Genomic DNA, 6,004 nt, shown 5'->3' on the forward strand with positions numbered 1-6,004 from the left:
GCGCTACATTAACGACCCTCATCATGGTTGGACTACAGTGTAGGCGGTTAAAACCGCTCGTGTGGGCTTTCCACATAGCATCTTTAGAGCGCGAGGCTACCAGCCCTACCGTGTTTCTCTTGTGTTTTTCAACTTTTAACCGGAAGAATTGGCAAGAATATAAAAAAATCATTAAATTTAGAGGATTTTAAGCAAAACTATTAGATTATTAGATTGAATGTTCAAGAATCAGTTAACGGATGGGGATAAGAATCGGTTATGGAGTTTTTAAAGCAAATTATTGCCTTTGAACCGAACATTTTCAATAGGTATGCATACCTATTGAATTTAAACTGGCTCAAACTCCATGTTATAGATGAGGCTTTGGGAAGCCCAGCTATACTAACGGCCCTCGCCTTTGCTGAATGCTTAATTTTTTTAATTTTTCTCTATTTAATTCGCAGCGATCGCCATCTTTCTGCCCCGAGATTAGCAAAACATCAAACCCCTCGGTTTCGGGAAATTTTCAACTCCAGCTTTCAGTTTATGGCGGTGTTAAATCCCGAAGGGATGATTTTAGATGCGAATCAAACTGCCCTAGAGTGGGGGGAGTTGCAATTAGGGCAGGTCGTCGGGGTCCCCTTTTGGCAAACTCCCTGGTGGAGTGGGAATCAGCCGAGTCAAGACCGACTGACTGAGGCGATCGCCTCTGCTGCATCGGGGAAATCCCTGCGGTATGAAACGGAAATCGGGGGGTCCGGTTGTCCCTTGCGAACCCTGGATTTTTCCATTCGCCCCCTGTTGGATGACGGGGGACTGGTGACCCAACTGATTGCCGAAGGTCGAGATATCACGGCGCAAAAAGGATATGAGTCAGAACTGCTGAGGATTCGCAAAGCTGTAGATAGTGCCGGGGATGCGATCGCCATCTCGGATTTGACCGGACATCGGATTTATCAAAATTCCGCCTGCACTCAGCTATTGGGCTATACCCGGGACGAAACGAATAGGGCCGGAGGTCCCTGGATACTGTATCAAGACCCTACCCTGAGTCGCCAAGTCTTCGAGACAGTCTCTGCAGGCGGTTCCTGGCAAGGGGAAGTGGAAATGAGGCCGAAAGAGGGTGAGTGTTTACAAATTGCAGTCCGCGCCGATGCGATCGTGGACGAACAGAATCAAATCGTTGGATTTATTGGCATCTATACGAATATCACGGCACGACTACAGTTAGAAGCCGAACTTCATCACCAAGAAACCGATTACCGTCAGTTAATGGAACAAGCCTCTGAAGGCATTTTCATTATCGATGAACAGGGAAATTATCTGAATGTAAATCCCCGGGCCTGTGAGATGTTAGGCTATTCCCGAGAAGAACTTTTACAACTTAATTTTAAGGCCATTACCTGCCAACCTGAACTGGAGATATTCTCAACCCAATTGCCAGGGCTAAGGTTGGGAAAAACCTGTAGAAGTGAACATTGGTTGCGGCGGAAAAATAATACCTTACTGTCGGTGGAATTGAGTGCAAAAATGCTTCCTGATGGCCGAATGCAAGCGATCGTCCTCGACATTACCGATCGCAAACGGGCCGAAGCCGCTTTGCGAAAATATCAAGAACAGCTTGAGAATTTAGTTGCCCAGCGCACTGCCGAACTCACCCGCGCTAACCGACAACTGCAAAGCGAAATTATGGCACGGCAAAAGGCACAAGCGGAATTGGAACAATTTTTTAAAGTGTCCGCTGATTTGATGACGATTATCTCCTTTGAGGGCTACTTTAAGCGGGTTAACCCGGCGATGACTGATATTTTGGGTTATAGCCTCCAAGAGTGTTCTAGTCAGTTTTGCCTGGATTGGGTTCATCCTGATGATCGGGAATTCTCTGAGGAAAAAACCCAGCAAATGCTGGCTTCAAAAGAGGCGATCGCCTTGGAAAATCGCTACCGCGCCAAGGATGGGTCTTATAAATGGATTTCTTGGTCCGCCGTTCCAGTTCCCGAAGAACAATCGATTTATTGTGTTGGACGGGATATTAGCGATCGCAAGTCGGTGGAAGATGCACTCCAGCAAGAAACCCGCCGAGTCAGCGAACTTCAGAATCGCTTCCAACGCCTAGCGGATAATTTACCCGGGGTAATTTATCAATATCGCATTACCAAGGATGGCACGATTTCTTTTCCATACGTGAGTTCTGGTTGCCGGGATATTTTAGAATTAGAGCCCGAAGAAATCGAACAAAATGTCCAATTAATGGTGTCTTTGATTCATCCCTCGGACTGGCCCAATTTTAACGAGTCCATTGCGCGATCGGCTCAAACTCTACAACCCTGGAAGCTCAAATTTCGGGTGATTACTCCCTCGGGAAAAATTACATGGCTGCAAGGGGAATCCCGTCCCGAACCCCAAGCGAATGGAGATATTCTTTGGGATGGCGTTGCCATTGATATTACGGATCTCAAACAGCTTGAGCAAGAATTGTTACAAAGTGAAGAACGGTTTAGAACCTCGATTGAGAATATGTTGGACTGTTTTGGCATTTATTCCGCCTGCCGAAATAAAAGGGGTGAAATTGTTGACTTTCGTCGCGAATATGTCAATGCTGCAGCGAGGCAACAGTGTGATTGTAACTCTCATTCATTAGAAGATAACTGTTCCTTTTGCCAAGTGATTCCAGACCGACAAACCAGTGTTTTGTTTAGTAAATATGCTCAAGTTGTCCAAACGGGAGAACCGTTAACTGAAGAATTAATTTTGTATGAAACCGAGAGGAATCCGGACCTCAACGGGATGAAAAATCGTCCGCCTGTCCGTGAAGCATTTGATATCCGCGCTACGAAACTTGGGGATGGATTTGCTGTGGTGTGGCGTGACATTAGCGATCGCAAGCAAATGGAAACGGCGATCGAACGAGAACGGCAGCAGTTACAACAGATTGTTAACTGTGCACCTGTGGCGATCTCCATGTTTGACACCCAAATGTGCTATCTCGCCCATTCCAGCCAATGGTTAACCTATCATGGATTAGACTGTTTTGGGCGAGTTCCAAACCCGGACAGCAACAACCCCACTCAACCCTCCTTAATCGGTCGGAATTACTATCAAGTCTCATCGGATATTCCCGAACGCTGGCGACAAGCTCACCAGCGCGCTTTGCAAGGTGAAATTGTTTCCGTCACTGAAGACCTTTGGCAGAAATTAGATGGGTCTTCTACCTACATTCGTTGGACCATTTCTCCCTGGTATCTAGCTGAAGATGAAATTGGCGGAATTGCCATTGCGATCGATTGCATTGATGAATTAGTAAAAGCCCGAGAAGCAGCCTTAGAATCCGCCCGCTTTAAATCTCAATTTCTCGCCAATATGAGCCATGAAATTCGGACCCCCATGAATGGTGTATTAGGCATGGCTGGCTTGCTGTTAGAAACCCCACTCAGTACCCAACAATACGACTATGCCAAAACAATTCGAGCCAGCGCCCAACATTTACTCAGCATTATTAATGATATTCTCGACTTCTCCAAGCTAGAAGCCGGAGAAATGCACTTAGAACAATTTGATTTTAATCTAGACGAAAGTGTCGAACAAGTTTTAGATTTACTAGGTGCCCAAGCCGAAGCCAAAGGGTTAGAATTAAGTTTTTTATTTGACCCGAAATTAACCCAAAATTTGCAGAGTGATCCGGTCAGACTCGGCCAAATTTTACTAAATCTAGTTGGCAATGCCATTAAATTTACGGAAGTCGGGGAAATTATTATTCAAGCCTCGGCGATCGCAGAAACGGAAGAAACCGCTTGCATTCGCCTGAGTGTCAAAGATACAGGGATTGGCATTTCTCCCGAAGGGCAAAATAAACTCTTTCAATCCTTTTCCCAAGTGGATGCTTCGACCAAGCGTCAGTATGGAGGCACCGGATTAGGCTTGGCAATTTGCAAGCAGCTTATAGAAATGATGGGAGGAAAAATTGGGGTTGACAGTAAAATCGGTGAAGGTTCTACCTTTTGGTTTACCGCTGAGTTTAAAAAACAACTACATTCCACTCCTATAGAGGTTAGTCATCACTGTAAACTCCACAGTTTACGGGTGTTAGTAGTTGATGATAATCCCCGAATTCGTCAGTCCGTCCGTGAGTTAACCCAAGCCTGGGGAATGCATACTGATGATGCAGCTAATGCCACAGAAGCTTGGAATGCTTTGCAACAAACCCTGATACTCAATCAACCCTATGATGTGTTGCTACTGGATTTACAACTGCCTTCACAAGAGGGATTAGAGTTATTAAAAACTCTGCATTACGACAGCGATCAATTTGACGATCGCCTGTTTCCCGAAACCAAGGTTGTTTTAATGACGAATCAAAGTCAACGAGACATTGCCGAATCTCTGTTATCTAAAGGCATCGCTAGTTATTTCTTCAAACCCGTCCGGGCTTCGCGATTGTTTGATACCCTGATTAATGTAGTCAATGGTCCATCCCCTAAATCCTCTCCCCTCGGACCCCTGCACTCACAAATCACTCCAGCTTATGCGATTAATATTTTAGTGGCTGAAGATAACTTGATTAACCAAACGGTGATTTTAAGTCAGTTAGAAATGTTAGGGTATCAACCGGATTGTGTCGCTAATGGCATAGAAGCGTTAGAATCTATCACTCAAAAAACCTACGATTTGGTTTTGATGGATTGTCAAATGCCAGTCATGGATGGGTATGCTGCTACAAAAGAGTTGCGCCGTCGGGAGGAAGCACAACGACATACTATCGTGATTGCACTCACCGCCAATGCCATGCGAGGCGATCGCCAAAAATGTCTCAATGCCGGGATGGATGATTATCTGAGTAAACCCATCGAACGAGAAGATTTAGCGGCTGCCATCCGCCGCTGGATTGATAAAAAACCGGGACTGGATAACTGTCTACAAATCCCCTCCCCTGTCAAAATTCCTCGCATTGAACCCACAGCAATACCCTGTAGCCTCCTGACCCTGAACACCTCATCCCCCTTGCCCATTTCTGTTCCAGAATGCCCGGTCAATATGGACCGTTTGCTGAAAGTAACCAGAGGAAATTTGTCTTTACAGCAGCGACTTTTACGAGTATTTATCGATAAAATTCCCGAGGATATTGAGGCGATTACTCAGGCATTATCCAACCAAGATTTAGCCCGGGTTGAACATTGCGCTCATCGGATTAAAAGTGCTGCTAGTAATGTTGGGGTATCTTCTATGTCTGCGATCGCCGCTCAATTGGAAAGTTTAGCCCGTCAACAAATCTTAGAAGGTACGGCTGAACTGGCTAATCAATTGCCGACTATTTTAGAACAAGTCAAAGGGTTTTTTGACGAACACTTTTGTCAGAAAACATCGGTTTAGAATCATCCCGCACCCTAAAGGGTGGGGCTATACGGACGAAGCCTGCCTCCGCAGGCTACTCTATAAAAACAACTTGTGATACCTCAATTTGGTATCACAAGATGACTTTGTAAAAGTTACAATAAAGAAAACCTTTCCCCGTCAGCCCACAGGAGGAGATGAGACTATGGCATTAGGCGATCGCATTAATCGGCTGATTCGTTCCAATATCACCGATTGGAAACATCAACGCAAAGACTACCAACGTGAACTTGAACAAACTTTGAAAGAATTCAAGCAAAGCGTTCAGAATGCCGTATCCAGTCAAGAACTCCTCTGGCGCGACTATCAGAATGCACAACAGCAAACTAATGAATTAGTCGAATCCGCTAAACTCGCCTTACAACAGCAAAATGAACCCCTCGCCCGGGAACTCTTAACCCGCAAACAAAGCTATAGTAAACAGGCAGATGAACTCAAACAACGATTGGATGAATTAATTCCCACCGTGACTCTCCTCGAACAGCAACTCGCTGCCTTAGAATCGGAACGAGATATGTTTAAAGCCAGTCTCGCTTCCGCTAACCTAGAACAAGATTTAGAAGCCATGCCGGACCTAGATTTTGCAGAAATTGATGCCGAATTAGAACGGTTGCGATCGCGCCTGCATCGACGGTAA

At 45.5% G+C, this 6,004-nt stretch carries 2 protein-coding genes; both read left to right on the forward strand.

Going from position 1 to position 6,004, the window contains the following annotated elements; all coding sequences use genetic code 11:
* Window positions 1-258: 258 nt before the first annotated feature.
* A complete protein-coding gene (locus tag J0895_RS19685; protein ID WP_207089704.1) occupies window positions 259-5,346 on the forward strand; it encodes a PAS domain S-box protein in 5,088 nt (1,695 codons plus the stop codon).
* Window positions 5,347-5,512: 166 nt separating this feature from the next.
* Complete coding sequence (locus tag J0895_RS19690) at window positions 5,513-6,004, forward strand: PspA/IM30 family protein (RefSeq protein ID WP_207089705.1); 492 nt, start codon at window positions 5,513-5,515, stop codon at window positions 6,002-6,004.

The organism is Phormidium pseudopriestleyi FRX01 (assembly GCF_017313335.1).
In the GTDB taxonomy this organism is placed as follows: Bacteria; Cyanobacteriota; Cyanobacteriia; order Cyanobacteriales; family Laspinemataceae; genus Laspinema; species Laspinema pseudopriestleyi.